Raw genomic sequence first — 25,559 nt, 5'->3', positions numbered from 1 at the left:
ACACGGCCCGCCGGCTCCCCTCCGCCAGGGGCACGGCCCGGCCGCGGCCCGGTGCCACCGCGCGCCCCGCTCCCGCCGCCCCGCGTCCCGCACCTGCCCCGCGCCCCGCACCCGCGTCCCGGGCGCCCGGACCCCGCCGCTGCGTCGTCGGGCGGAACCGCCGCCCGTGCCCGGCGTGGGGCCCCGCTCCCGGCGCCCGGGCCCGCCAGGATGCCAGAGCGCCGGCACGCCGACGGCGGCGACCGCCCCCACCGGCGCCGCCCGCCCCTGGCGCGCCCGCCGCCGTGCCGGGATGCTGTCCCGACAGCGCTATCCACGTCCTCAACCGGCCTATCCACGGGAGACGTTGTGGGCTCTGGCAGAGCGAGGCGCAGCCTCGTGCCGCTCGTGGTCCTGTCCGCCCTGGCCTCGGGGGCCGCCACCCCCGCCTCGGCCCTCACCCCCCACCCGCCCCAGCCCCCGCCCGCCGCCGCCCGCCCCCTCGCCCCGCCCCCCGCCCCGGGCGGCGGCGTCCCGGAAGCGGTCGCGGAACCCGGCGGGGTGCAGACCGCGCGCACGGTCCGCCCCGTCGCCCCCGGGATCCGCCTCACCTCCTACGACCGCTACGAGGCCACCGCCTGGCTGCGGGTCGACGAACTCACCGTCGACCTCGGCGCGGGCACCGTGCGGGCCGACTACCTCTCCTCCGGCCTGGTCGCCGACCGCGGCACCCTCGGCGAACTCGCCGCCCGCCACGACCCCGGCCCCGGGCGGCGCACCGTGGCCGCGCTCAACGGGGACTTCTTCGACATCACGGGGACGGGCGCGCCGCTCGGACCGGGCATCCGCGACGGCCGGGCCACGCACTCACCGGCCGCCGGCGCACACCGCGCGGTCGGCTTCGGGCCCGGCGGCGCCGGAAGGGTCCTGGAGCTGTACTTCGAGGGCACACTGACCCTGCCCGACGGATCCACCCACCCCCTGGGCGCCTACAACGCGGCCGACGTGCCCCCCGGAGGAATCGGCGCCTACACCCCGGCCTGGGGCACCGCGGACCGGGCACTCACCGTCGACGGCGCCCCGGCCCGCGAGGCCGTCGTCCGCGGCGGCAGGGTCGTCTCCGTCCACGAGGGCACGGGCAGCGGCCCGGTCCCCGCCGGGACCACCGTCCTGACCGGGCGCGAGGCCGGCGCCGCCGTCCTCGGGGCACTGCGCCCCGGCGACCCGGTCGCGGTGGCCTTCCGGCCGCGCACCGGCAAGGGGCCGCTGCCCCGCACCGCCGTCGGCGGACGGGAACTGCTGGTCGTCGACGGCGTCGCGCAGAACCACGACGGCGCGGGCAACAACACCCCCGCGCCGCGCACCGCCGTCGGCTTCTCCGCGGACGGCCGCCGGATGCACGTCCTCACCGTCGACGGCAGACAGGCCGACAGCGGCGGCGTCACCCTCACCGGACTCGGCCGGATGATGCGCGCGGCGGGCGCCCGCAACGCGCTCAACCTCGACGGCGGCGGCTCCTCCACGCTCCTGGCACGGCTGCCCGGCAGCGACGCGCTGCACGTCGAGAACAGCCCCTCCGACGGAGTCGAGCGGCCCGTCCCCAACGGCCTGGCCCTCACCGCCCCTGACGGCAGCGGCCGCCTGCACGGCTTCCGGGTGGCCACCGCGACCCCCGCGGACACCGCCCCGGCCTCCGGCCCGGTCCGCGGCGGCCACCCGGAGCGGGTGTTCCCCGGACTGACCCGTGCGCTCACCGCCGCCGGGTACGACGAGACCTACGGCCCCGCGGAGGGAACGCCGCGCTGGCGCACCGGCGACACCCGGATCGGACGCGTCGACGCGGACGGCGTCTTCCACGCCCTGCGCACCGGCGCCACCGAGGTCCGCGCCGAGCTGGGCCCCGCCCGGGGCAGCCTCCGCCTGGCCGTCCTCGGGCCGCTCGCCCGGATCACCCCCACCGTCCGGCGCCTCGGCCTCGCCGGCGCCTCCGCCTCGGGCGCCTTCGGCCTCGTCGGCCACGACGCCCAGGGCAGCAGCGCCCCCGTGGAACCGGCCGACGTCCACCTGGAATACGACCGGGCCCTGTTCGACGTGCGCCCCGACGGGCAGGGCTCGTTCACCGTCACCGCCCGCGCGGGCACCGGAACCTCCGGCACCGTCACCGCCCGCGCCGGCGGCCGCACCGCCGTCGTCGGCGTCACCGTCGGCCTCACCGAACGGCCGGTCAGCACCTTCGACGACGCCGCCGACTGGACGTTCAGCCAGGCGCGCGCCACCGGTTCGGTCACCGCCACGCCCCACGGGCACCAGGGCACCGGCCTGGAACTCGCCTACGACTTCACCCGGTCGACCGCCACCCGTGCCGCCTACGCCTCGCCCCCCTCCCCCCTGCCGCTGCCCGGACACCCCCGGTGGCTCGGCCTGTGGATCCGCGGCGACGGCCACGGCGCCTGGCCCACCCTCCACCTCAGGGACGCCACCGGAGCGGACCACCTGCTGCGCGGGCCGCACATCACCTGGAACGGCTGGCGGCGGGTGTCCTTCGACGTGCCCGCCGCGGCGGCCGCCCCGCTCACCGTCCACCGCTTCTACCTGGCCGAGACCTCCGCCGCCAGGCAGTACACCGGCAGCGTCGCCGTCGACGGCCTCGACGCCCTGGTGCCGCCGCCCGTCGAGCTGCCCGACCCGCCCCGTGTCACCGACCCGCTCGTCGCCGGGCCGGCGGCCACCGCCGCACGCGACTGGCGCTTCGCCGTGATGTCGGACGCCCAGTTCGTCGCCCGGGACCCCGACGGACCCCTGGTACGCCAGGCGCGGCGCACGCTGCGCGAGATCAGGGCCGCGGGCCCCGACCTCCTCCTCGTCGCCGGAGACCTCGTCGACGAGGGCGGCCCCGCGGACCTGGCCCTCGCCCGCCGGGTGCTCACCGAGGAACTCGGCGACGCCCTCCCCTGGACGTACGTCCCCGGCAACCACGAGGTCATGGGCGGCAGCATCGAGGCGTTCACCGCCGAGTTCGGCCCCGCGCACCGGGTGTTCGACCACCGGGGCACCCGCTTCATCACCCTGGACACCTCCTCCCTCACCCTGCGAGGGGGAGGACTGGAACAGGTCCGCAGCTTCCGCGACGGGCTCGACGCGGCCGCCGGGGACCCGGACGTCTCCTCCGTCGTCGTCGTCCAGCACGTCCCCCCGAGGGACCCCGCTCCCCAGCAGGCCAGCCGGCTGACCGACCGCAAGGAGGCCGCCATGGTCGAGGACTGGCTCTCCGCCTTCCGGCGCACCACCGGCAAGGGCGCCGCCCTGGTGGGCGCCCACGCCGGGGTCTTCCACGCCTCCCGTGTCGACGGGGTCCCCTACCTGGTGAACGGCAACTCCGCCAAGAGCCCGGCCGGCCCCGCGGGAGCGGGCGGGTTCACCGGCTGGTCGCTGGTGGGCGTCGACCGGGTCGACCGGGACGAGCAGGCCGCGGTGCGGCGCGCCCCGTGGGGCCCCGGGCCGGACTGGATCTCCGTGCAGACCCGCCCCCACACCGACGCCCTGGAACTGGCCGCCCCCGCCGTGCTGCGCCCGGGCGAGGCCGCACCGGTCCGCGCGGAGATCGTCCAGGCGGGCCGCAGGGTCCCGGTCGACTGGCCCGTCGGCGCCGACTGGACCGGATCGCCCCGCCTGCACATCGGGAGTCCCGAGGGCGCCCGGCCGCGCCACACGGCCGCCTACGACCCGGCCACCGGGCTGCTCACGGCCCTGCGCCCGGGCACCGTCCGCCTCGCCGTCACCGCGGGCGGCACCACCGCCGCCGCGGACGTCGCCGTGGAGCGCGCCGCCCCGGCCGCCCGGGACGCCGCATGACGGCCCCCGGCCCCCGGCCCCGCCCGGCTCCCGGTCCGGCCCGGCTCCCGGTCCGGCCCGGCTCCCGGTCCGGCCCGGCTCCCGGTCCGGCCCGGCTCCCGGTCCGGCCCGGCTCCCGGTCCGGCCCGGCGCGACGGGCCGCGTGCGGCCCCGGGGGCGCACGGCGCGTCCACGGCGGACGCCGCTCCCGTGCAGCGGGGCCGGGGCGAGCCGGTCCACCGTCAGGGCGCCCCGTGCGCAGGGAGCCCCGCGACCCCGCCGCGTCCCCGGGGCGGGGCACCGTGAGGACGCCGGGAGGCGGCGGCCCGGGCCGGGTCCCTCCCGTCCCGGCCGGCGCGCTGGACGTCACATTCCGAATGCGATGGCGCGCCACCCCTCCACCTGCGGCCCCGCCCCGTACAGACTGCGAGGACAGGCCGCCATACTGGACGGCCAGGGGAGGGCGAGCGACGACGACGGGGGCGACTTCACGAGATGGCGGAGACCAGGCTGATCCATGGCCGGTACCGGCTGCTCGAACGCATCGGGCGCGGCGGCATGGGCGAGGTGTGGCGTGCACAGGATGAGTCCCTGGGCCGTCGTGTCGCCGTCAAGTGCCTCAAGCCGCTGGGCACGCAGCCCGGCCGCCCCCTCGCCGACGCGCTCAAGGAGCGCTTCCGCCGGGAGGCCCGCGTCGCCGCCGCCCTCCAGCACCGCGGGGTCACCGTCGTCCACGACTTCGGGGACGACGACGGGGTGCTCTACCTCGTGATGGAGCTCCTCGACGGCCGCAACCTCAGCCAGCTGCTGGAGGCGGGCCGGCAGGCGCCGCTGCCCGTCACCGACGTCGTCGACATCGCCGACCAGGTCGCCGACGCCCTCGCCTACACCCACGACCAGGGCATCGTCCACCGGGACCTGAAGCCCGCCAACATCATGCGGCTCACCGGCGGCGCCGTGAAGATCTGCGACTTCGGCATCGCGCGCCTCGGTGCGGACATCGGCTTCAGCTCCCGTGTCACCGGTACCGGCATCGCCATGGGCACCCCCCACTACATGTCGCCGGAGCAGATCGGCGCCGGTGCCGTCGACCACCGCAGCGACCTGTACTCCCTCGGCTGCGTCCTGTACGAGCTGGCCACCGGGGCGCCCCCGTTCGACCACGACGACACCTGGGCCGTCCTCGTCGGCCACCGCGACACCGCTCCCGCCCCCCTGCGCGAGGTCCGGTCCGAGATCCCCGAGTTTCTGGAACGGGCCGTGCTGTCGCTGCTGGCCAAGGCCCCCGAGGACCGGCCCGCCGACGCGGGCGAACTGCTGCGCAGCCTGCGCCTCGCCGCAGGCGGGCCGGCGGCCCACCCGCACCCCCACCCGCTCGGCGGCACCACCGTGCTCCAGCGACCCCACCCCACCGGGGCCGCCACCGCGCCGTCGCGCCTCCAGGCCCCCGCCGCGCTCCCGGCGCTGCCGGTCTGGGCGCGCCGCATGCGCCCCGGGCCGAAGGCCGGACCCCGACCCGGCGCGACCGGGTCTGGGCGCACCTCGCCCCTCACCGCGGTCTGGACCCGCCCGCCCGCCCTCGGGCGCGTCCCCGACCAGCCGGGGCCCGCCACCCCCGACGGCCCGGCCCTCCCGGCCCCCGGGAGCCCGGCCGCCACGGCCGACCGCCACGCGGCCGCCCTGCGGCTCGGCCGCCAGGGGCGCTGGGAGGAGGCCGCACGGGCGCACCTCTCCGTGGCGGCCGAGCGCGCCGCCCTGCTGGGCGCCGGGCACCCCGACACCCTGGCCAGCCGCTTCGAGGCGGCCGTCGGCCTCGGCCGCAGCGGGCGCGCCGCCGAGGCGCTGGCCCTCCACACCGAGGTCGCCGCCGCGCGCGAGCGCAGGCTCGGTCCGGACCACCCCGACACCCTGGCCGCCCGGCAGGAGACCGCCTACGTCCTCGGCCAGCTGGGCCGCCACCCGGAGGCCCACCGGCTGTACGCCCGGGTGCTCGCGGCCCGGGAGCGGACGCTCGGCACCGAGCACCCCGACACCCTGCGCTGCCGCCACAACCTGGCCTTCAGCCTGGGCCGCCTGGGCCGTCTCGAGGAGTCCCACCTGGCCGCCGACGAGGTCGCCGCGGCCCGCACCCGCGTCCTGGGCGCGACACACCCCGACACCCTGGTCACCCGGTACGAGGTCGCCCACGCGCTCGGCCGCCTCGGCCGCTGGGACGAGGCGCTGGGCACCTACCGCGAGGTCGCCGCCGCCCGCGCCCGGGTGCTCGGCCCGGACCACCCCGACACCCTCGCCGCCCGCTACGAGGCCGGGATCAGCCTCGGGCGGCTCGGGCGCAGCGCCGAGGCGCTCGACGCCTACCGGGTCCTCGTCGCCGACCGCACCCGGGTCGACGGGGCGGCCCACCCCGAGACCCTGCGGGCCCGGCACACGCTCGGGGTGAACCTCGGCCGCCTCGCACGCTGGGAGGAGGCCCTGGCCGAGGCGCGCGAGGTGTGCGCGCTGCGCGAGCGGGTCCTGGGCCCCGACCACCCGGACACGCTGATCAGCCGCCGCGAGGTGGCCGTGGGCCTGGGCTGGCTGGGCCGCTGGCACGAGGCGCACGCCGTCTACCGGGAGGTGTCCGGTGACCGGGAGCGGGTCCTGGGCGCCGGGCACCCCGACACCCTCGCCAGCCGCAACGACGAGGCCCACTGCCTCGAACAGCTCGGACGGCACGCGGAGGCCGCCGAGGTCTACCGGACGGTGGCCGCCCTGCGCGGAGCGCCTTCCGGCCCCGCGGCCCGCTGACTCCGCCCGCCCCGCGCGCGGTGCGCTGACTCCGCCCCGGCGCCGTGCCCGGCTCGCGGTGCGCCCGGTGCGCCCGGTCCGTCCGGGGCCGCCGGATTCCGGACAGCGGCGCCGCCCGGCACCGTCGCCGGGCCCGCCGCGAGCCGCTAGGGTCCGGCCCATGCCCGCACTCGCCTCGTACGACGCCGTCATCGTCGGCGGCGGCCACAACGGCCTCGTCGCCGCCGCCTACCTCGCCCGCGCGGGACGCTCGGTCCTGCTGCTCGAACGACGCGGCACCACCGGCGGAGCCGCCGTCTCGACCCGCCCGTTCGCCGGGGTCGACGCCCGGCTCTCCCGCTACTCGTACCTGGTCTCCCTGCTGCCCGCCCACATCGTCCGCGACCTGGGGCTGTCCTTCGCCGTGCGCAAGCGGACCGTCTCCTCCTACACGCCCCACGGCGGCGGAGGCCTCCTGGTCGGCGGCCCCGGCACCGCGGACTCCTTCGCCCGCCTCACCGGCGGCGCACGCGAGTACACCGCCTGGCGCGACTTCCACGGCATGACCCGCAGGGTCGCCGAGGCCGTGTTCCCCACCCTCACCCGGCCGCTGCCGACCGCGAAGGCACTGCGCGCCCGCATCGGCGACGACGCCGCGTGGGCGGCCCTGTTCGAGAACCCGATCGGCGTGGAGATCGAGCGGCGCTTCCGCCACGACCTGGTGCGCGGGGTGGTCCTCACGGACGCCCTGATCGGCACCTTCGCCGACGCCCACGACCCCCTGCTGCGCCAGAACCGCTGCTTCCTCTACCACGTGATCGGCGGCGGAACCGGGGACTGGGACGTTCCCGTGGGCGGGATGGGCGCCCTGACCGACGCCCTGGCCCGGGCCGCCCGGGCGGCCGGTGCGGAGCTCGCCACCGGGCACGAGGCCACGGGCATCGCCACGGACGGCACCCGGGCCGAGGTCGCCTTCCGCACCGGGCAGGCCGAGGGCCGCGTCGGGGCCCGGCACGTCCTGGTGGGCGCCTCCCCCCAGGAACTGGCCGGACTGCTGGGCGAGGAGCCGCTTCCGCCCGGGCAGCGGCCCGAGGGGGCCCAGCTGAAGGTCAACATGCTGCTCAGGCGCCTGCCCCGGCTGCGCGACACCGCCGTGGCGAGCACGGACGCCTTCGCCGGCACCTTCCATGTCTCCGAGGGGTACGGGCAACTGGCCACCGCCTACCGCGAGGCGGCCTCGGGGACGCCGCCCACCGCGCCCCCGTCGGAGATCTACTGCCACTCCCTGACCGATCCGACCATCCTGGGGCCCCGGCTCGCCGCCGAGGGCCACCACACCCTGACCCTGTTCGGACTGCACACCCCGGCCCGGCTCTTCGCCGAGGACCACGACACCGTACGGGACCGCCTGCTGGCCGCCACGCTCGCCGAACTCGACGGCCACCTCGCCGAACCGCTCGCCGACTGCCTGGCCCGCGACGCCGACGGCGCGCCGTGCATCGAGGTCCGCACCCCCCAGGAACTCGAACGCGAACTGCGGCTGCCGGGCGGCCACATCTTCCACCGGGACCTGTCCTGGCCGTACGCGGCCGACGAGGCGGACGCCGGCCGGTGGGGCGTGGAGACGGCGCACCCCAACATCCTGCTGTGCGGGGCGGGCGCGGTCCGGGGCGGCGGGGTCAGCGGCGTCCCGGGGCACAACGCGGCGATGGCGGTCCTCGGCCGCTGACCCGCCCCCGCGGACCGGCGCCGAGGGGAGGTCGGGCGGGCCGGTGAGGGGGGGGCGTCCCCCGCCGGCGGCCGCCGGACGGGAGCTGCGACCCGGCGGCGGATCCGAGGCGGCGTCAGTCCGGCGACGCCGTCCAGCCGTCCGCGGCGATCCTCGCCGCGTCCCGGGGGCGCGATGCGTCGAAGAGGCGCCGCCCCCGCTCGCCGTCCACCCGGATGCCGTCCACGTACACCCCCCGCCCCACGTACCGCCCGTCGGTGGTGCAGCGCCAGCGCAGCACCAGCGGTGCCCGGCCCCACCCGGACAGGTCCGCCGTCAGGCGGTGCCAGCGGCGGCCCGACCACCCGCCGACGGCGCCTCCGGGGTACGGGCGGCACTCCCCGTCCGGCGCCTCCGCGGTGAAGGGGACCGGGCCCCAGGTGCCCCCGCCGTCCGCGGAGGCCTCCAGGAAGCACTCGTCCGCGCCGGGTTCGGTGTCCCACCACAGCGCGCAGCGCAGGGTGCGCGCCCCCGGGCCGAGCGCGGGCAGGGTGAGGGTGGCCGTCGTGCCGCTCGCCATCCCCGCGAAGTACGCGGTGCGGCCCCGGGCGGGGCGTACCGGGACCGCCCGGGCCATGCCGTCCGCCGCCGCGACCCTCGGGGCGCTGCCCGAGCGCCAGCGGCGCACCGGGTGGACGGAGTTGCCGAGGAGGATCAGGAAGGAGTCGGTGCTCGCGTCGAGCACCATGCTCGTGCCGGTGAAGCCCGTGTGCCCCGCGGTCCGCGGGGTGGCCATCGCCCCCATGTACCAGTGCTGGTGGAGCTCGAAGCCCAGCCCGTGCCCGTCCCCGGGGAAGCCGGTGTTGAAGTCCGTGAACATCAGCTCTACCGAGGCGTCGGCGAGGATCCGGCTGCGGCCGTAGGCACCGCCGTTGAGCAGGGTGCGGGCCAGCACGGCGAGGTCCCAGGCGGTGGAGAAGACCCCCGCGTGGCCCGCCACCCCGCCGAAGGCGTAGGCGTTCTCGTCGTGCACCTCGCCCCACACCATGCCGCGCTCCAGACCGGACCAGGGCGGCCGGGCGTCCTCCGTCGCGGCGATCAGCGGCCGCCATGCGGCCGGCGGGTTGAACCGGGTGCGGTGCATCCCGAGCGGAGCGGTGATCTCGTCGTGGAGCAGTGCTTCGAGACCGCGGCCGGTGACCTCCTCCAGCAGCAGCTGGAGCGTGATGAGGTTCAGATCGGAGTAGAGGTAGCGGGACCCGGGCGCGCCGACCGGGACCTCCCGCCACAGCAGTTCGAGGCGGGCCTCCCGCGTCGGCTCCCGGTAGAAGGGGATCCAGGACCGCAGCCCCGAGGTGTGCGTGAGCAGCTGCCGCACCGTGACGGCCTCCTTGCCGGACCGCCCGAACTCCGGCAGCCGCCGCGCGACCCGCTCCTCCAGGCCCAGCGCACCCCTCTCGATCTGCTGCACGGCCAGGACCGAGGTGAACAGCTTGGTGAGCGAGGCCAGGTCGAAGACCGTGTCCTCGCGCATCGGGATCCGCTCCGCGGGCGGCAGCTCCACACCGGTGTCGGTCACCTCGTCGTAGGACGCGTAGCGCACCGCCGTGCCGAGGGCCCGGTGCAGGGCCACCGTCCCGCCGCGGCCCGCGAGCAGGACGGCCCCCGCGTACCAGGGATGGTCGGGGGAGGGGCCCAGGAACCGCTCGGCGTCCTCGGCCAACCGCGCGAGGTGCGGCGCGAGCAGTCCCGCCCGCCCGGGTGTCCCGTGGCGCAGGACCGGCCTGCGCGCGGCACCGGAGGCGGGCGGCGGGCCGGACGCACCGGAGGCGGAACCGCCCGCCGGGCCGCCTGCCGCCGTTCCCGCGAAGGGTGCGCAGGCGAGCGCCAGGGCGCCGCCCAGGGCGAGGGCCCCCCTCCCCACTCCTCGTCTGCCGATCGCGCTGCTCCCTGCGTCCGGTGTGCCGGCGGTCATACGGAATCCTTCCGGAAGGAGTCTCTCGGGGGGCCGCGACACGTGGCACTGTCCTTCCGGCGGGCGGGACTGTCAACCACCCGCCGGGAGCCGGGCGCCCTGTCGGGGACCGGAGCCCCGGCCCGGCACCCGGCCGCACGCCGCGCAGGCGGCGGCGCGGCACCGCGGCCGGACGGCCCGGCAGGAGGTCACGGCGCGCGCCGGAGGCCCTGCGCTGGCAGCCTGGCCTGCATGGGCGTGACGAAGATCAGGACGGTGGCGGTGCGCCGGTGGTCCGACTGGGTCCCGGTGCTCGCGGTGGTCGCCCTCGTGCTCAGCTGGGGCCGGACCCTGCCCGGTGCCGCCGTCGCGGTGGTCGCGGTGTTCCTCGCCGGGGCGGTGCTCGCGGCCGTGCACCACGCCGAGGTCGTCGCGCACCGCGTCGGCGAGCCGTTCGGCTCGCTGGTGCTCGCCGTCGCCGTCACCGTCATCGAGGTCGCGCTCATCGTCACCCTGATGGTCGACGGCGGCCCGAAGGGTGCCACGCTGGCCCGCGACACCGTCTTCGCGGCGGTCATGATCACCTGCAACGGGATCGTCGGCCTGTCCCTGCTCGCGGCCGCGCTGCGCAGGCGCCTCGCGGTGTTCAACGCGGAGGGCTCCGGCGCCGCGCTCGCCACGGTCGCCACCCTCGCCACCCTCAGCCTGGTGCTGCCGACCTTCACCACCAGCAGGCCGGGGCCCGAGTTCTCCACCGGGCAGCTCGCCTTCGCCGCGGTCTCCTCGCTGGCCCTCTACGCCCTCTTCGTCGCCATGCAGACCGTACGCCACCGCGAGCACTTCCTTCCGGTCGCCGGCGAGGGCCAGCAGGCCGCCGACCGCGCGGAGGCGGAGGAGGGCCACGCCGGCGTCCCCTCGCGCTCGGCGGCCGCCGCCAGCCTGGCCCTGCTGGTGGTGTCGCTGGTGGCCGTCGTCGGCGACGCCAAGGCCGTGTCGCCGACGATCGAGTCCGCCGTGGCCTCCGCCGGCCTGCCCCAGGCCGTGGTCGGCATCGTGATCGCGCTGCTGGTGCTGCTCCCGGAGGCGCTGGCCGCCGTCCGCGCCGCCCGGCGGGGACGGGTCCAGCAGAGCCTCAACCTGGCGCTCGGGTCCGCCATGGCCAGTATCGGCCTGACGATCCCCGTCATCGCCGTCGCGACCGTCTGGCTGGACGGCCCCCTCGTGCTCGGCCTGACGGCCACCCATATGGTCCTGCTGGCGCTGACGGTGGTCACCGGCGCCCTGACGGTCGTCCCCGGCCGGGCCACCCTGCTCCAGGGGGGCGTCCATCTCTCGATCCTGGCGGCCTTCGTCTTCCTGGCCATCAGCCCCTGAGCCCGCCCGGCGGGGTGGCCGCCGGGCGGGGTGCCCGCCGGACGTGCCGGGCCGGGCGCGTCAGGCCTGGCCGGTCTCGAAGCGGCTGATCCTCCCCTCGGACACGGCGAACCGCCACGAGGTGCGCATGCTGCCCCAGGTGGAGTTGGTGTACCGCGCCGTGAGCGACAGCCCGTCGGGGGAGACGCTCTCCACGTCCAGACGGCCGTCGGAGGAGAACACCTCCTTCTCCGTCCAGGCCTCCAGATCGCGCTCGGTCCCGTCGTCCGCCATCGTGGCGTCGTCCGTCAGGGCGGCGCGGAACGCGGTGCGGTCACCGGCGTTGAGCGCGTCGACGAACGCGGCCACCGCGGGGTGGGTCGGCTGCTCGGGCACGTGGTCCTCCTTCGGCGGGGCCGGGCGGACGCGCCCGGCCGGCTGCGGGCCGCGCACGGCGCCGCCCGCCCGCCTGCGGCGCGGACCGGCCCCGCCGACGCAGCGCGCGCCGCGGCCACCTGCCCCCAGTATCGGCAGGCCGCCGCCGCCTCCTTGTGTTCAGGACCCCGGCGCGTCGCGCAGATCCACGATGCGCCGGATCTTGCCGGCCGAGCGTTCGAGGGTGTGGGGGGCGGCGACCTCCACCGCGACCGTGAGCCCGATCCCGTCCTTGACCGCGTCCGCCAGCACGCGGCCGGCCTCCTGGCGCTGGTCGGCCGTGGTCCCGGCCCGCGCCTCGGTCCGCACCGTCAGCGCGTCCATCCGGCCCTCGCGGGTGAGCCGCAGCTCGAAGTGCGGTGCCACGTACGGCGTGCGCAGGACCAGCTCCTCGATCTGCGTGGGGAACAGGTTCACCCCGCGCAGGATCACCATGTCGTCGCTGCGCCCGGTCACCTTCTCCATCCGCCGGAAGGCCCGCGCGGTGCCCGGGAGCAGCCGGGAGAGGTCGCGGGTGCGGTAGCGCACCACGGGCATCGCCTCCTTGGTGAGCGAGGTGAAGACCAGCTCGCCCCGCTCGCCGTCGGGCAGCACGGCACCGGTGACCGGGTCCACGATCTCGGGCAGGAAATGGTCTTCGAACACGTGGAGACCGTCCTTGGTCTCCACGCACTCCTGGGCCACGCCCGGGCCCATGACCTCCGACAGCCCGTAGATGTCCACCGCGTCCAGCGCGAAGCGGTCCTCGATCTCCCGCCGCATGGCCTCCGTCCAGGGCTCGGCGCCGAAGACGCCCACCTTCAGGGAGGTGCTGCGCGGGTCCACCCCCTGCCGTTCGAACTCGTCCAGCAGGGTCAGCATGTAGGAGGGGGTGACCATGATGGCCTCGGGGCGGAAGTCGAGGATCAGCCGGACCTGGCGCGCCGTCATGCCGCCCGAGGCGGGGACCACCGTGCAGCCGAGCCGCTCCGCTCCGTAGTGGGCGCCCAGCCCGCCGGTGAACAGCCCGTACCCGTAGGCCACATGGACGGTGTGCCCGGGCCGGACGCCCGCCGCGCGCAGGGCGCGGGCCACCACGTCGGCCCAGGTGTCCAGGTCGCGCTCGGTGTAGCCGACCACGGTGGGGAGCCCCGTCGTCCCGCTGGAGGCGTGGATGCGCCGTACCTCCGAGCGGTCGACGGCGAACATCCCGAACGGGTAGTTGTCCCTGAGGTCGGCCTTCGTGGTGAACGGGAAGCGCGCGAGGTCCTCCAGTGTGCGGAGGTCCTCGGGGCGCACCCCCGCGTCGTCGAAGGACTTCCGGTAGAAGGCGACGTTCTCGTACGCATGGCGCAGGGTGGTCCGCAGCCGCTCTCTCTGGAGGGCGGCCAGTTCCTCGCGTCCGAGTCGCTCCCCCGCGTCCAGCAGGTCCGCCATCCGCCGGCTCCCGTCCCGAAACGGACGACCGATCATTCGGTCGTCCTCCCGGGCCAGTAACCCAGCCCGGCCGCGAGTCCGTCAAGGGGGCCGCCCGGCCCCGGCCCGCGGCGCGCGGGCCTCCCGGAAGTGCGGGCGCGGCGCTCCGGCCTGGGGAAGAATGCCCAGGAAAGTTGACGACTCAATCAGATGGCTGTGCGGGCCTCCCGAACGCCCGGCGGCCGACCGGGACCGCCCGCCGTACGCCGAAGGAGCCCGCCATGCCGCAGCCCCAGGGAGCCGCCCTCGATGCCGTCCGCGCCCGGCGCGAGGAGCTGAGGCGGCGCTACCTCCACGCGCCCGCCGAGCGTCCGGCCACGACCGCGCGCGGCATCCACCACGCCGCCTTCATCTGCCGCGACGTGGAGGAGACCATCCGCTTCTACCAGGAGTTCCTGGGCTTCCCCCTGGTCGAGATCGTGGAGAACCGCGACTACCGGGGCTCCACCCACTTCTTCTTCGACCTCGGGCACGGCAACCTGCTCGGCTTCTTCGACTTCCCCGGCCACGAGCACCCCGAGGCGCACGAGACGGTCGGAGGGGTGCAGCACCTGGCCCTCTCGGTGGACGCGCAGCACTTCGCCGCCGCCCGCGCGGCGCTCGACCGCGCCGGGGTCGACTACGCCGGTCCGGACCGGGGCGTGGAGGACAGCCTGTACCTCCGCGACCCCAACGGGGTTCCCCTGGAGCTGTACCGCGAGCGCCTCGGGATCTTCGACGGCGAGCAGATCCTCGGCGCCCTGGGCGAGGACTGAGCCGCCCCGGGGGCGGAGCGCGGGCGCCGTCGGGCCGCGCGGCCGCGGACCCGGCAGCGGAGGGCGGAGGGTCGCCCGCGCCCGCCCGAGAGGCGGTCGCGGGCGCGGGCCGAACGGCCGCACGGCGGGCGTCCGGCCCGCCCCGTCCACCGGCGGCCGGTCAGGCGGAGGTCGGGCGGGCGTCCTGGCCCGCGGACCCCGTGGTGCTGATCTTCTCGATGGCCTGGCGGGCGTGCTCCCCGGGCGAGCGCGCCGTGAGCGAGGACACCGGCGACGGGGCCTGGGGCAGCTGCTGGCCCCGCTCCGCGGTGACGGCCGGGGCGGACGCCGCGGCCCCGGCCGTCTTCGGCCCGGCCGCGGCCCGTCCCCGCAGCCGGTGCGCCACGGCCTCGTCCAGGGTCACCGGCCGCTGCATCCGGGCGGAGAGCCGCCCGGCCTCCTGTCCCAGGGCGGCCAGGTCCTCCCACCCCAGGCGGACCGTGAGGCGGAGCTCGGCCTCGCCGTCGGGAAGTGCCTGCAACGCGGGGATGGCGCTGTCGTCCATGGCTGTTCCTCACCTGTCGGTACGGCGTCCCGGCACGGCACGTCCCCGGCCGGCGGGTCCGGGGACACCTGTCCGTACACGGCACGGATGCGTCCAGGGATACGGCCGCCGGCCCGCCGGCGTTCATCTCCTCCCGCGGTGGCCCCGGGACCCCCGTCCCACGGGGGCGACGGAGCCCGCGGCGCGGGGCGCCCCGGCTCGGCCGGGCCGGTCCGTGCACGTACCATGGCGGTTATGTCGTTTCTCCGCCGCCGCAGCGCCGCCACACCCGCGGGCCCGGACTTCGATGTCCTGGCCATGGACCCGGGCGACTGGCCCGGCAACCTGGGCGCCGGTCTGCTCCCCGCCCCGGACGGCAGCTGCCAGGGCGTGTTCCTGCGCTACGACCTCTTCGGCGGCCGCGGCCCCGCGATGATCATCGGCAACCTTCCCGAGGGCTCGCCCGCGCGCGAGGTGGGGGAGGGCGAGGTCCCCTTCGAGGTCGCCCAGCTGATGATCGCCCTGGAGAACGACGAGCCCGTCCAGGTGACCGGTGTCGAGGACACGCCCGTGATGCAGGGCGACAACCTGCTCATCGTCCGGCGGATCAAGCTCTCCGAAAGCCGTATCTCCTGCGTGCAGTTCGACCGCAGCGACGGGGTGCTGGTCACCATCGCCAGCTGGGACCGGCCGATCACCGACGACCTCTACGCGCTGCTGAAGCCGCTGCCGGCCGAGCTGTTCCAGCAGGGCTGAGACCCCTTTCGGGTGACGGCGCCCGGGTTCGGGTGACGGCGCCCGGGGACGCCCGGGCGCCGTCCGCACGGCTACACCCGCGCCCCCGCGCCCCGCTCGGGCAGCAGGGCCCGGACCGCCGAGGTGCCCAGCCCCGTCGGCCCGCCCGGCCGCCAGGGGGCGGCTCCGACCCCGAGGTCCTCCTCGCGGTAGCGGCGCGCCCTGCGGTGCCAGTTCAGGATGCCCGCCAGCCAGTCCTCCAGCTCCCCCACATAGGCGCCGAGCGCCGCCCGGGCGTCACCGTCCAGGCCGAAGTCCTCGCACAGCACGGGCAGTTCGTGCTCCTTCACATGGAGGAACTCGCGCAGACGGGCGTCCATCAGATCCGCCGTCATCGCGGCGGCCGTCGGGTGGTCGCAGTCGAAGAAGGTCCCCACCACGAGGACCGCGTTGTGGATCTCGCCCTCGTACTCGATCTCCTTCCGGTAGGAGAACAGGTCGTTCAGCAGGCAGGCGTAGTCCATGGCCGCGTGTTCGAGGCTCTGCATCGGCCCGCTCGCGAACAGCCGCGCCGGAAGCTCCCCCTCGTGGCGCAGCCTCGCGAGGAACATCGTCAGCTCGGAGCCGAAGGTGCAGCGGCGCATCTCGATGTAGTCCACCGGGTCGGGGACGCGGTGGAGGGCCTGGTTGTGCAGCTCCCACAGCCAGCTGTCGAGCATCACCGCGACCGCACGGCGGAAGGCGGACCTGGCCGGGGGCGCCATCGGCCCGGCGGTCCGTGCCCACAGGTCCGCCAGGCTGCGCTCCATCGGCGACACGGCCAGCGCCGCGCCCGCCTCCGGGTCCTCCAGCGTCATGCACTGCTTCATCCGCTCGGTGGCGGCCTTGGCCCCCGGCAGGTCGCGGCTCCTGCCGTAGACGACCGGGTAGTAGTCGTCGCCGTAGGTGCCCCACGTCAGCCACTCGGCGCTCAGCTCCAGCTCCTCCGGCATCGCGTCCGGGTCGAGCCCGGCCGAGCACAGCGCGAAGTCGAAGCCCCTGAGCTTGTTCTCGTCCCAGATGTCCGCGAGCAGCCCCATGCGCCCGGCCCAGGCGACCGAGGCCGCCCGCGCCCGCTCCAGGTGCGGGCTGAGCGACAGCGGGAACGGCAGCCGGAACTCCGGCAGCGGCGAGGGGCCCACCGGCCGCGGGCGGTGGGTGTGGGAGCGCAGCCGCGCCGCGGCGGGCCGGCCGAGGAGGTTGCGGATGTCCAGGGCGGAGGTGCCGAGCACTCCGGGCAGCGGCGCCGGGCCGGTGTCGAGGCCCTCGTTCATATAGCGGCCGGAGCGCAGGTGCCACTCGTGGCCGCCGGACTGCCAGTCCTGGAGGCCCTTGGCGTAGGCCGCGACCGCCGCGCACTCGGCGGGGGACAGGCCCCGCTCCGCGCAGAGGGCGGGCACCTCCGTCAGCGCCGTGGTCTCGAACTGCTGCACACGCGAGGTCAGCAGGTCGTTCACGGCCTCGGCCGCCTCCTGCGTGGTGCAGCCCAGGAAGGTCTCCAGGACCAGGACGCCGTTGCTGTTCTCCCCCTCGTCCTCCACCTCCCGCTGGTAGGAGAACAGGTCGTTGCGCAGGTGCACCCCGTCGGAGAAGGTGTCGCGCAGGACCCGCAGCGGGCGCGAGGCGGCGACCGAGGCCGGGACCTCGGCCCGCGCCGCGTACTCCACCAGCCCCGCCGACCAGGGCGCGCCGCCGACCTTCCGCCGCATCTCCACGTACTCCACCGGATTGGCGATCCGGCCCTCGTTGATGTTGGACAGCTCCCACATCGACTCGTTGAGGAGGTGCTCCGTCGCCTCCGCGAACCGGGCTCGCCACGCGGCGGACATGCTCGGCACCGTCCGTGCCCAGAGGTCCTTCAGCCCCGCCTCCACCGGGTTCCGCGGCTCCGGCACACCGGCGCCGTCGTCCAGCGGCATGAAGGCCGGCAGCCGGTCCAGGTACGCCTTGCCGCCCGCCCGGTCCTGGCTGCGCTTGAACACCTCCAGGAAGTGGTCGTCGAAGAAGAAGACCCACACGTACCAGTCGGTGACGAGACTGAGGGCCTCCGCGTCGCAGTCCGGGTGGGTGTACGCGCACAGCAGCGCGTAGTCGTGCGCCTGGAGGTCGCTCTCCTCCCAGATGCCCGAGCCCTCCAGCATGCCCGTCCGCCGGGCCCAGCCGGTCGTGTGCCGCCGGGCCTCCTCGAGGTGCGGATTCAGGCGTGCCGGATGGGGGACGTAGAAGTCCGGCAGGACGAAGGGCTGTGCCATGGGAGTTGAGCGCCTTTCGACGACGGCCGCGCACGACGGCGCGGGCCCTGGTGGTCGGCCGAGCCCTACCCGTCCCCCTGACGGCGCACGCATCAGGACTCATAGTCATATGAACGGCGGTCCACGGGGCCGGGCAGGGGCCGTGCCCGGCCCCACGGAGCCGTCTGGCGTCACCCGGTGGGGGGAGGCGTCGAACCTTCCGGCCGGCGGCGGGACCCGGTCCGTCCGGGGGCGGGGGCCCGCCGCCGTCCGGCCCGGTCCGTCCGGGCACGGCGAAGCGCCGCGCCCCCGGTGTGCCGGCACCGGGAGCACGGCGCTTCGCCGGCGTGTCAGCGGGTGCCCACCGCCGCCCGCACGGCCTGGCGGGCCAGGGCGCAGTCGTCGTGCAGCCGGCGCAGCAGCAGCCGCTGCTCCTCGCCCGAGGTCGGCCCGGCCGCGGCCGGACGGCCCGTCGTCACCGGCGGGGCCTCGCGGATGGTCCGCTGCACGGCCGTCTCGTACGTCCGGATCTCCCGGGTGAGCACCAGCATCAGGTTCACCAGGAAGGCGTCCCGGGCGGCCGGGCCCTGACGGTGCGCCAGCTGGCTGATCGTGCGCCGTGCCATCGGCGCGTCGCCCAGGATCGCCCACAGCGTCGCCAGGTCGTAGCCGGGCAGGTACCAGCCGGCGTGCTCCCAGTCCACCAGCACCGGCCCGGTCGGGGCGAGCAGCATGTTGGAGAGCAGCGCGTCCCCGTGGCAGAACTGCCCCATGCCCTGGCGTCCTCCGGCCTGGGCCAGGCCGTGGAGGAGCTTCTGCAGGTCACCGAGGTCACGGTCGGTGAACAGACCGAGCTCGTGGTACCGCGCGATCCGCGAGCCGTAGTCGAGGGGCGCGTCGAACATCCCGGCGGGCGGCCGCCAGGAGTTGAGCCGGACGATCGCTCCCAGTGCGGCGCGCACGTCGGCGCGCGGCGGTGCCTCGACCGGGTGGCGGGTGAGCGCGGCGGGGCGCCCGGGCATCCGCTCCACGACGAGGGTGCAGTTCTCCGGGTCCGCGGCGATCAGACGCGGCGCCCGGACCGGAGGCCGGTGCCGCACGAACGCCCGGTATGACGCTATTTCGTGCCTCAGCCGCTCGGCCCAGGCCGGCGAGTCGTCCAGTAAGCACTTGGCGACCGCGGTCGTCCGCCCGGTCGTGCCCACGATCAGGACCGAGCGCCCGCTGCGGCGCAGGACCTGCACCGGCTGGAACTCCGGGCAGATGCGGTGGACGGAGGCGACGGCCTTGCGCAGCTGCGCCCCCTGCGGGCCGGAGAGGTCCAGCCGCCCGCTGAGGGACCGGCCCGCCGCCGCGGCCTCGGGCCTGCGCGGCCGTCCGGCCTGGGAGCGGTCGAGGAAGGGGGCGGAGCCGACCGGGGCGCCGGTGCGCTGACGGATCCGGGGCGGGGCGGTCACGGAGGACGATGCTGTGTACATGGGCGATACAGATCCCTTCGTGCGCCGGCAGGTAGCGTGCGCGCCCCGCCCCATATGCCAGAGACAGCACCCTGGGGAATGTGCCCCGGCGGACGGGGCGGGGTGGCGCATTCCTACCTGACACCCCGCCGCGGGTGGCACACCATCTGGCGCACCCTGGCGAACCCTGGCGAATAGTCGCGGGGCCCATGACTGGCCGTTACTGTCAACTCAGCCGAGAACCTGGGGGCTTGACGTGAGCAGGGAACCCAACACCCGCCTGAGCGACCTGTTCGGTCTGACCGGATGGTCCAAGGGCGAACTCGCGAGACTGGTGAACCGGCAGGCGGCGGCCATGGGCCACCCCCAGCTGGCCACCGACACCTCGCGGGTGCGGCGGTGGATCGACATGGGGGAGTCCCCCCGTGATCCCGTGCCGAAGGTGCTGGCCGCCCTGTTCACCGAGCGGCTCGGTCGTGTCGTGACCATCGAGGACCTCGGGTTCGCACGGAGCGGGCGAGCAGGCAGACGGCGGGAGTCGCCGGGGACGCAGAACCCCGACGGCCTGCCGTGGGCGCCCGACCGTACGGCGGCGGTCCTCACCGAATTCACGGGAATGGACCTCATGCTCAACCGACGCGGCCTGGTGGGAGCGGGCGCGGCACTCGCCGCGGGCTCCGTACTCAGCAGCGCCATGCACGACTGGCTCACCACCTCCCCCGCCCCCCAGGGCCCCGCCCGCCACCCCGATCCGCTCCACGCCGATCCCGTCGGCTACGACCGCTACGAGGCCGCGCCCATCGGCTCCCAGGAGATCGAGGCGCTGGAGCGCTCCGTGGAGGTGTTCCGCGCCTGGGACGCCGCCCGCGGCGGCGGCCTCCAGCGCAAGGCGGTGGTCGGCCAGCTGAACGAGGTCGGCGGCATGCTCGCCTACCGCCACCCCGACCACCTCCAGCGCCGGCTGTGGGGCGTCGCGGCGAACCTGGCCGTGCTCGCCGGGTGGATGTCGCACGACGTGGGCCTGGAGCCCACGGCGCAGAAGTACTTCGTGATCGCCGCCCATGCGGCGCGCGAGGGCGGGGACCGCCCCCGGGCCGGGGAGGCGCTCTCCCGTGCCGCCCGGCAGATGGTCCACCTCGGGCGGCCCGACGACGCCCTGGACCTGATGAAGCTCGCCAAGTCCGGTTCGGGGGAGGAGATCCTGCCCCGCACGCAGGCCATGCTGCACACCATCGAGGCGTGGGCCCAGGCGTCGATGGGCCAGGGCCAGGCCATGCGCCGCACCCTGGGCGAGGCGGAGGACCTGTTCGTCTCCGACCGGGGCGATGTGCCGCCCCCGAGCTGGATGCAGATGTTCGACGAGGCGGACATGCACGGCATGCAGGCCCTCGCCTACCGGACCCTCGCCGAGCACGACCCCTCGGTCGCGGGCATCGCCCAGAGCCACGCCAGGCAGGCGCTGCAGCTGCGGGAGGGCGGACGGCAGCGCTCCAAGATCTTCGACTACATCTCGCTCGCCTCTGCCTGCTTCATCGCGGACGACCCGGAGCAGGCCGACCGCTACGCCCGGCTGGCACTGGTGTCGATGGGGGAGACCTCCTCGCACCGCACCTGGGACCGGTTGCGCGAGATGTACCGGCTCACCGGCCAGTACGCGGGCTACGCGAAGATCGAGGACCTGAGGGAGGAGATCCAGTCCGCGCTGCCGGGCGTCCCCGCCCCGCGGACCGGGGCGGCGGAGGCATGAACCCGCCGGGGGCCCCTGGTGCCGAGGACTGCGCCCGTGCCCGCCGGGTGACCGGGGGAGGCGAGGCGTGCTCGGTCCCCCGAGCGCCGCGCCGTGCACGCGTGCGCCGGCGCACCCGTGCCGGGTCCGCCGGGGGCGGTCCGTGCGGTCGCGCTACGCCGTGACCCGGGCGACGAGGACACCGGCGTCGCCCTCGTGCTCCCCCCGCCCGGCCGTCTCCACCACGAGCCGGACGCACTCCTGCGCGTCGCGGGCCGCGGTGACGTCGGCCGCGGAGGCCGCGAGCCGCTGCACCCCTCCCCGGCCGCCCCCCGGCGCTTCGGGGAAGAGGCCCTCGGTGTGCAGGACCAGGACGTCGCCGGGCTCCAGCACGGTCCCGGCCTCCTGGTACGCCGCGCCGCCGGTGGCACCCAGCAGGACGCCGTCCGCGGCCGTGAGGGGACGGCACGCCCCGTCACGGAAGAGCAGGGGGGCGGGGTGGCCCGCCCGCGCCCAGGACAGCCGGCGGGGGCCGGGTTCGTAGCGGCAGCACAGGGCGCTGCCGAGGGCGGGCTGGGTGGCGGCGCCCAGGAGGGTGTCGAGGTGGCCCAGCAGCGGCCCGGGCCGGAGACCGGCGACGGCCATGCCCCGCAGCGCTCCCAGCAGCATCGCCATCGAGGAGGTCGCCGCGGCCCCGTGCCCGGTCAGGTCCCCGGTGCTCAGGAGTAAGGACCCGTCGGGGAGTTGGAGGGCGTCGTACCAGTCGCCGCCGATGAGGCCGCCGTCCGCGGCGGGCAGGTAGTGCGCCGCGACGTCCACGCGGGCGGGTCCCCCCTCGGGGAAGCGCCGGGGGCCCCGCCACGGCGGGAGCACGGCCTCCTGCATCTCGACCGCGAGGCGGCGCTCGGTGCGTTCGGCGTGCTGGCGGCGCCGCAGGGTGTCCCGGCTCTCGGCGACCGCCCGCTGGCTGCGCCGCAGTTCGCTGACGTCGCGCAGCACGGCCCACATGGCGGCGGTCGACCCGTCGGCGTCCAGGACCGGCTCGCCGGTCATGTGCAGGGTGCGCACCCGGCCGTCGGCCAGGAGCGCGCGGAACTCCCCGTCGATCGGGCGGCCGTCGACCAGGCAGTCCGTCACCATGGCGGTGAGCAGCGGCTGGTCCTCGTCGACGACCACGGAGGGGAGTTCGTCGAGGGACATCGGCCCGTCCGAGGGCGACCGGCCCAGGATGCCGAAGAGCTCCCCGGACCAGCTGACCTCGTCGGTGAGCAGGTTCCACTCGGCGCTGCCCACCCGGCTCAGCAGCGAGCCGGGGCGCGCCGCACGGTCCGCCGCGTGGGGCGCCAGGGGGTCCTCGGCCGGCTCCCGGGGGAGCGGGGCGTCGGCCGGGCGGTCCTCCCGCAGCTGGTCGAGATGGCTGCCGAGGTCGTCGAGGTGATGGACCGCCAGGTCGTACAGCGCCCGCCGCCAGCGGCCGCGGGCGTCGTCGTCCGCCGCCCCGGCGTCCCGCCGCACCGCTTCCACGTCCCCGCGCAGCCTGCGCGTGCTCGTGATCAGGGCGTCGACGCCGCCCGGCTCGGGCGGTGGGGCGGGACGGTCCGCGGACAGATGGGACGGCATCTCGTACTCCGATACAGGCGCGGCCACGGCCAGGACTGGAACAGGGACCGGCTACGACTGTCGCACAGGCGGCCAAGTGCCGTGGGCCGTTTGGCGACACTCGATCCGGTGGTGCTTGAGGCATATGCCAGAGGCTGGGCGTCGTCCCGTCCGCCCGTGCGGGCTCCTCCCTCCCCGGGCGAACCGGCTGCCGGGGAGGGAGGGGGGTGCTGTCCGGGGGGGCGTACCTGTTCGTCCGTCAGAACATCTGCTCGTACGCCGTGCGCGGCAGGAAGGCGAGCTGGGCCCGCTTCTCGGGCTTGTCGACCACCGGGCCGAGCAGGAAGCCGACCTGCTGCATCCGCTGCACGGCCTTGAGGTTGCGCGCGTCCGGCTCCACGACCAGGCGGCGGGTGCCCGGCTCGCGGAAGCAGAAGCCCAGCAGCGCGGACAGCAGGGCCGCGGTGAACCCCGCCTGGGGGCCCTCCTGCCCGGCGGGCCCCAGCAGGAGGTGGGCGCCGAAGTCGCCCGGCTCGACCTGGTAGCACTCGCCCACCGGGTCGGCCGCGGGGTCGTAGGTCTGGAACAGCGCGACGGGCACCGAGTCCCGGTGGACCAGGTAGGCGTGATGGGTGGTCAGGGAGTCGACGTAGGCGTAGATCTCCCGGACCTGCTCGACGGTGTGGCCGAGCATCCCCCAGAAGCGGGCGCGCTCCTCGCTCACCCACCGGTGCACCAGCTCCGCGTCGGCCGCCGGGTCCAGGGGCACGACACGGACGGTGCCGAAGCCCGGCACGCTGTGCTCGTGCACGGCCTCCCGGGTGCGGGGGGCGGCCTCGGCCACGGAATCAGACATCGTCGCTCTCCTTGACGTTCGCCGGCCGCGGAAGGCGGTCGGGCTCGGGGGTGTGGTCGCCGGCGGCATCGGAGCCGGGGTCGGCGGGGATCAGGCGGCCGCTCAGCCACAGGGGCAGCTGGTCGCGGCGGTGCGGGTCGCCGGGCACACCGGAGGCGCCGAGCGGCACCACCCACAGGCTGTCTTCGCGGTGGCCGAGGTCCCACACGTAGCGGGCGGCCGGGCCGCGGGCGCTGAGGTCCGTGATCCCGGGCAGGCTGGAGGTGGACAGCACGCAGTCGAAGTCGCCCGCCACGGAGGGCCAGCCCCCCTCGGGCTCCTCGGGCAGGGCCGCCCACGGGGCGAGCCGGTGGGTGTCCCCCCAGACCCCGTCGGCGCCTCCCCGGGCCGCCACCTCCTCCAGCGCCCCGCGTACCGCCGCGGGCCCGTCCAGCCCCGCCGGCGCCCCCGGGGCGAGCAGCCGCTCCAGCGCGAAGGCCACCCGGGGCAGCAGGGCCAGCCAGGGGTGGAACACCTCGGGCACCCCGTCGGTGGTCCCGAGGCCGTCGAGGACCGGAGCCGCCGCCAGCCGCCGCACCACGGCCGAGCGCACCGCCGCGTAGAGGGCGGCGTCCGCGCTGCCGGCGTCCATCCGCCGGTCCCAGGCGAGGAGCCGGTCGCGCAGGCCCTCGGCCGCCGGGCCGAGCCCCCCGAGCCCGGCGAGGACGTCCAGCAGGGCCGCGGCCGAGCCGACATGCGTGTCGGTGTGCACGGCCGCCATGTCCCCGGCGGTCCACGCGGACGAGGCGCCGAGCAGGGTGCGGATGCGCTCCGCCCGGTGGCGGGGGGCGAACTCGACGCCGAGCGGCCCCGCCAGGCCCCGCTCGTTGGCCATCACGGCCACCTCGCCGACCTCGGCCCGCGGCGTCGGCTCCCAGGTGCCGTCCCAGGAGTACCGCGGCTCCCACGCGGGGACGATGCGCAGCCGGTTGCGGGGGTCGCGGCGCGGGACGCGCCCCGCCACGCGGTGCAGCAGGCCGCCGGAGGTGTCCGCGGCGAGCAGCACGTTGACGGGCTCGACCCAGTGGTCGACCGCACGGTCGACGTCCTCGACGCTCCGCGCAGCGAGCAGCCGGGGCAGCGCCGCGAAACCGATGTCCGCCGCCACCCGGGCGGGGCACCGCAGGCTGACCCCCTCACCGGAGTCCACCCCGCCGGCCACCAGCGGCCCGCGGTCCGTCTCGACGACCTCGACCTCCACCGGCTCCCCGCCGGCGACCTCGACGGTCTCGGTGTGCACGGAGGCGGGGCGCCACCCCTCGGGGCCGAGGGCCTCGACCAGGCCGCCCCGGCGGCGCAGCCGCTCCCGGTACAGGTCCTGGTAGTCGGCCATCGCGTTGGTGATGGCCCAGGCCACCCGGCCGGTGTGGCCGAAGTGCGCGATCCCCGGGACTCCGGGCACCGCGAGGCCGATCACGTCGAACTCCGGGCAGCTGAGGCGGATCTGCTGGTACACCCCGGGGTCCTCGATGAAGCGGTGGGGGTCGCCCGCGATGAGGGGTGCCCCCGAGGCGGTGCGCTCACCCGCCACCAGCCAGCCGTTGCTGCCGGAGGTGCCGGGGCCCTCGGTGGCGAAGAGTTCCACGGCGTCCTCGCCCAGCCGCCGGGCCACCTCCTCGCGCCAGAACTTGGTGGGGAAGCCGGCGAAGAGGATGTGCGTGGACAGCCAGACGGCGATCGGGGTCCAGGGCTCCCAGCGCCCCGGGGTGAGGCCCGTCCGGGCGAAGGACCCGTCCCGCCGGGCGCCCTCGGCGAGGCCCTCGTTGACGCCGTCGGCATAGGCCCCCACCCACCGCGCGGTGGCGCCGTCCAGGGCGGCGTGGCAGCGCCGGGCGGTGTCCTCGATGCGGGCGGCCCGCGCGAAGCGGTCCCAGGCCACGGCCTCGGCTCCGAGGAAGGAGGCGGAGGACCCGCGCGCCCGGTGGCGCTCGACCTCCAGCTGCCACCCGCGGTCGACGGCGGCGTTGTGCCCCTGCGCGCGGGCCAGTTGCCGCGGATCCCCGGCCCGCAGGTGCGGAACGCCCCAGGAATCCCGGAAGATCGCTCTGTTCACTCTTCTCCCCGAAACTTTTAGGTTAGGCTGGCCTAACTTAATCCAGAGGGCTACGAGACACAATT

Annotated in this window: 16 protein-coding genes; 7 read left to right on the top strand and 9 right to left on the bottom strand. The window is 76.3% G+C overall.

What is annotated here, in order from left to right:
- Positions 1-378: 378 nt before the first annotated feature.
- From ACGF15_RS07920 to ACGF15_RS07910, 3 genes are all read left to right on the top strand, one after another.
- On the top strand, positions 379-3,831 hold the full coding sequence (locus tag ACGF15_RS07920; protein ID WP_392797208.1) for a phosphodiester glycosidase family protein: 3,453 nt from the start codon (positions 379-381) through the stop codon (positions 3,829-3,831).
- A 474-nt stretch (positions 3,832-4,305) separates the two neighbouring features.
- Positions 4,306-6,597 carry a tetratricopeptide repeat protein gene (locus tag ACGF15_RS07915; RefSeq protein ID WP_392797206.1) on the top strand — a complete coding sequence of 764 codons (2,292 nt, stop codon included), beginning with the start codon at positions 4,306-4,308 and terminating at the stop codon, positions 6,595-6,597.
- 160 nt (positions 6,598-6,757) lie between these two features.
- Positions 6,758-8,305, top strand: a complete 1,548-nt coding sequence (locus ACGF15_RS07910) for a phytoene desaturase family protein (protein ID WP_392797204.1) — start codon at positions 6,758-6,760, stop codon at positions 8,303-8,305.
- Between the two features lie 115 nt (positions 8,306-8,420).
- Here ACGF15_RS07910 and ACGF15_RS07905 read toward each other — a convergent pair whose 3' ends face one another.
- On the bottom strand, positions 8,421-10,259 hold the full coding sequence (locus ACGF15_RS07905; protein ID WP_392797202.1) for a serine hydrolase: 1,839 nt from the start codon (positions 10,257-10,259) through the stop codon (positions 8,421-8,423).
- A 231-nt stretch (positions 10,260-10,490) separates the two neighbouring features.
- Here ACGF15_RS07905 and ACGF15_RS07900 point away from each other — a divergent pair, with 231 nt between their 5' ends.
- Entirely contained in the window at positions 10,491-11,612 is a 1,122-nt protein-coding gene (locus ACGF15_RS07900) for an ionic transporter y4hA (protein ID WP_345615587.1), read from the top strand.
- A 60-nt stretch (positions 11,613-11,672) separates the two neighbouring features.
- On the opposite strand, the gene ACGF15_RS07895 is transcribed toward ACGF15_RS07900, so the two are convergent.
- Positions 11,673-11,987: a nuclear transport factor 2 family protein gene (locus ACGF15_RS07895; protein ID WP_345615586.1), complete on the bottom strand. Its 315-nt coding sequence runs from the start codon at positions 11,985-11,987 to the stop codon at positions 11,673-11,675.
- Between the two features lie 159 nt (positions 11,988-12,146).
- Positions 12,147-13,442 carry a phenylacetate--CoA ligase PaaK gene (gene paaK, locus ACGF15_RS07890; protein ID WP_362613032.1) on the bottom strand — a complete coding sequence of 432 codons (1,296 nt, stop codon included), beginning with the start codon at positions 13,440-13,442 and terminating at the stop codon, positions 12,147-12,149.
- Positions 13,443-13,702: 260 nt separating this feature from the next.
- Here paaK and ACGF15_RS07885 point away from each other — a divergent pair, with 260 nt between their 5' ends.
- Positions 13,703-14,236: a VOC family protein gene (locus ACGF15_RS07885; protein ID WP_345615584.1), complete on the top strand. Its 534-nt coding sequence runs from the start codon at positions 13,703-13,705 to the stop codon at positions 14,234-14,236.
- Positions 14,237-14,396: 160 nt separating this feature from the next.
- Here ACGF15_RS07885 and ACGF15_RS07880 read toward each other — a convergent pair whose 3' ends face one another.
- Positions 14,397-14,780, bottom strand: a complete 384-nt coding sequence (locus ACGF15_RS07880) for a hypothetical protein (RefSeq protein ID WP_345615583.1) — start codon at positions 14,778-14,780, stop codon at positions 14,397-14,399.
- A gap of 234 nt (positions 14,781-15,014) precedes the next feature.
- On the opposite strand from ACGF15_RS07880, the gene ACGF15_RS07875 reads away from it, so the two are divergent.
- Positions 15,015-15,515: a hypothetical protein gene (locus tag ACGF15_RS07875; protein ID WP_345615582.1), complete on the top strand. Its 501-nt coding sequence runs from the start codon at positions 15,015-15,017 to the stop codon at positions 15,513-15,515.
- Between the two features lie 71 nt (positions 15,516-15,586).
- On the opposite strand, the gene ACGF15_RS07870 is transcribed toward ACGF15_RS07875, so the two are convergent.
- A complete protein-coding gene (locus ACGF15_RS07870; protein WP_392797198.1) occupies positions 15,587-17,785 on the bottom strand; it encodes a germacradienol/geosmin synthase in 2,199 nt (732 codons plus the stop codon).
- Between the two features lie 329 nt (positions 17,786-18,114).
- A complete protein-coding gene (locus tag ACGF15_RS07865) occupies positions 18,115-19,242 on the bottom strand; it encodes an aminoglycoside phosphotransferase family protein (protein WP_345615580.1) in 1,128 nt (375 codons plus the stop codon).
- A gap of 235 nt (positions 19,243-19,477) precedes the next feature.
- Here ACGF15_RS07865 and ACGF15_RS07860 point away from each other — a divergent pair, with 235 nt between their 5' ends.
- Positions 19,478-20,968, top strand: coding sequence for a hypothetical protein (locus ACGF15_RS07860; protein WP_362612044.1), 1,491 nt, complete (start codon positions 19,478-19,480; stop codon positions 20,966-20,968).
- Positions 20,969-21,121: 153 nt separating this feature from the next.
- On the opposite strand, the gene ACGF15_RS07855 is transcribed toward ACGF15_RS07860, so the two are convergent.
- The 3 genes from ACGF15_RS07855 to ACGF15_RS07845 all read right to left on the bottom strand — a co-directional run bounded on the left by ACGF15_RS07855 (position 21,122) and on the right by ACGF15_RS07845 (position 25,494).
- The gene (locus tag ACGF15_RS07855; protein ID WP_345615646.1) at positions 21,122-22,567 is read right to left on the bottom strand and encodes a SpoIIE family protein phosphatase; all 1,446 of its coding nucleotides are present in this window, start codon (positions 22,565-22,567) and stop codon (positions 21,122-21,124) included.
- A gap of 238 nt (positions 22,568-22,805) precedes the next feature.
- Entirely contained in the window at positions 22,806-23,402 is a 597-nt protein-coding gene (locus ACGF15_RS07850) for a GNAT family N-acetyltransferase (protein ID WP_392797196.1), read from the bottom strand.
- Positions 23,395-25,494 (bottom strand): penicillin acylase family protein, encoded by a 2,100-nt coding sequence (locus ACGF15_RS07845; protein ID WP_392797194.1) that lies wholly within the window; start codon positions 25,492-25,494, stop codon positions 23,395-23,397. Before ACGF15_RS07845 ends, ACGF15_RS07850 begins: the two co-directional genes overlap by 8 nt.
- Positions 25,495-25,559 lie beyond the last annotated feature (65 nt).

It is taken from the genome of Streptomyces sp. NPDC048001 (assembly GCF_043203115.1).
GTDB lineage: Bacteria > Actinomycetota > Actinomycetes > Streptomycetales > Streptomycetaceae > Streptomyces > Streptomyces sanyensis.
Note: the sequence above shows the minus strand (reverse complement) of the source record. Positions and strands in the feature narration are given on the sequence as shown.